General features: G+C 26.7%; 3 protein-coding genes. 1 reads left to right on the forward strand and 2 read right to left on the reverse strand.

The features are described from left to right. Positions 1-100 precede the first annotated feature (100 nt). Positions 101-328, forward strand: a complete 228-nt coding sequence (locus tag H2279_RS08410; RefSeq protein WP_337196264.1) for an acyl carrier protein — start codon at positions 101-103, stop codon at positions 326-328. Between the two features lie 18 nt (positions 329-346). Here the strand turns inward: H2279_RS08410 and H2279_RS08415 are convergent, their stop codons facing one another. Together H2279_RS08415 and H2279_RS08420 are read right to left on the reverse strand one after the other, a co-directional pair. After that, positions 347-1,390, reverse strand: coding sequence for an acyl carrier protein (locus H2279_RS08415; protein ID WP_337196265.1), 1,044 nt, complete (start codon positions 1,388-1,390; stop codon positions 347-349). 50 nt (positions 1,391-1,440) lie between these two features. Then, the coding region (locus tag H2279_RS08420; protein ID WP_337196266.1) for a DUF2920 family protein at positions 1,441-1,810 on the reverse strand (370 nt) is incomplete at its 5' end.

Raw genomic sequence — 1,810 nt, forward strand, 5'->3', positions numbered from 1 at the left:
GGGGTTATTTAAATGAAATTTGAAAACCTTTAAAACCAAAAATTTGACTTAATTTTAAATTTAAGTGATAATACGATTTTAAAAATTACAAAGGAATAAAATGCAAAACGTTAAACAATTTTTTATCAATATAGAAAGAACCGATATTGATGAAAGCATGACGAATTTGGTTAGCGAAGATTTTATTGATAGTATTGATATCATGGCTTTAGTAGCTGAAATAGAAAAATACTATAAAAAGCCTTTAAAAGCTGAATTTATAACTCCTGAAAATTTTGAAAGCTTTGAAAATATCAAACAAATGCTAGAGCTTGCTATGAAGAATTAAGATAAGTTAAAACTTATCTTAATTTTCTTTTAATGATTGGATAATTTTATTTTTAGAGATGATAATTTGAGCTATAAAATCAACTATATTATCCCAATCTTCTTTTTTAACTTCTTTTAAAGTATAATTTTCTTGATACTCTTCCCAATTTACAGGAGTAAAAAGGGATTTTTTATGTGGAAAATATTTTTGTCTCACCCATTCAAGAGACGGCGCAAAATAATCCACATAAGCTTTAGCGATATCTTTTTGAGCTGCAAATTTCAATCTTTTTTCTTGAGTGCCTTCAAATTTTCTTCTTGCCATAAAAAGTAAAGAATTTAAATTATCTTGTTGTAAATCTTTGTAATTAAGTCTAGACATAAGTTCCATTCCCAAGAGATTAAAACTTTCATTTTTTGTTTGTTTTAAAATAAAATTTTCATCCCATTCAAGCCCCAAATGATAAACAAAATCTTTAAGCAAAGTTCCCCCGACATAATCTTCTCTTAAAAGCCTCACGATTAAATTTTTTTCTCCAAATACTTCTGCATGAGTTTTACAAATCCATTCATAATCAAAAATATATTTTCTAGGATGGTTACAAGGTGCAAAATCAGCAGAATAATACCCCATATTATTTTTATGATCTTGAGAGCAATGAGAATTTAAATAACCTAAAGTATCCCTAAAGTACACAATGATATAAATTTGAGTAAAGCCTAATTCTCTCATAACTCTTTCTAAAATTTCGACATGTCTTTTAGTGGAAAAATCCCAAACTATACCTTCAGCTGAAAAAATAAATTTCTTATCCCTATGCAATGCACTTTCAGCTTTAAAATTTTCTATAGTTCTTAATAATCTTTCATTGTCCAAATCCTCTAAAACATTTTGGCTTAATTTTTCTTTTTTGATTAATTCTAAAACTATATCCACTAAAGCCCAATGCCTATTTGCTACTCTAAGGCTTTTTGGATAAATATAACCTTTTTCTAAAAGCTTTTCTTCGTTTTGCATCAAAAAACCTTGTTTTTCTTGGTTTCCTGTGTTAGTGGTTCCTATGTGTAAATACGCTGTCATTTGATTCCTTACTTAAATTAATTTAATATTCTATCAAAAATTCTTATCTTTTAAATAATTTCTAGCTTAAATTTATCACCTTCGTCTTTAAATTTAAAAACCTTGTTTTTACAAGGATAAGAAATAGAATTTTCTTTCATAGGAAATTTTTTATTTTTTAATTTTTCAAGCATTAAGGGAAGTTCTTTTTTAAATAAAGTTCTAATACTTAACCTCATTCCATGATCCAAGCTTTTAATCATTTTACCATCTATATCTTTTTCATCTTGGATTAAATGTAAAGTTGCATCAAGATTAAGCTGCTTAAAACATTTGTAAAGTTCTATTTTGTGTTCTACAGGGTTTAATATATCTTTTGCACCATGATAAGAAATGTAAATTGTGTTTGGATTGATATTAGTCTGAAGGATAAGATGAGAT

Source organism: Campylobacter sp. B0100352/1 (assembly GCF_020135855.1).
Taxonomy (GTDB): Bacteria; Campylobacterota; Campylobacteria; order Campylobacterales; family Campylobacteraceae; genus Campylobacter_D; species Campylobacter_D taeniopygiae.

Bases quoted from the DNA above. Each gene is read 5' to 3' on its own strand.
- H2279_RS08410 (WP_337196264.1), top strand. From the start codon at position 101: ATGCAAAACGTTAAACAATTTTTTATCAATATAGAAAGAACCGATATT.
- H2279_RS08415 (WP_337196265.1), bottom strand. From the start codon at position 1,390: ATGACAGCGTATTTACACATAGGAACCACTAACACAGGAAACCAAGAA.